Source organism: Belnapia sp. AC561, from assembly GCF_979252845.1.
The window spans coordinates 1-232 of sequence record NZ_CEEDBP010000531.1 but is presented as its reverse complement, the minus strand read 5'-3'; the positions used below and the strand labels follow the sequence as shown (position 1 = coordinate 232).

Annotated in this window: 1 protein-coding gene; it reads left to right on the top strand. The window is 62.5% G+C overall.

Annotation, left to right across the window (positions count from 1 at the left end; translation table 11 throughout):
• On the top strand, window positions 1-232 hold a 232-nt coding region (locus tag AC0IW9_RS32145; protein WP_471652326.1), incomplete at both ends, for a hypothetical protein.

Sequence of the window (232 nt, the reverse complement as noted above, 5' to 3'; positions counted from 1 at the left end):
CGTGTGCTGTTGGTGTTGTCGCTGTTGGTGCCTGGCGATCAGGCGTTCGCGCAGACCGATGCGGCGTACCAACAAGAAGCCCAACACGCCAAGGCGCTGCTGCTCAAAGCGGTGGACTACTACGAGAAAAACGGCGACGCCGCGCTGGCCGCCTTCAGCCGCCAGGGAGAATTCGTCACCGGCCAGTTGTACGTGTACGTGGTCAACACCCAGGGCGTGATGCTCGCCAGTG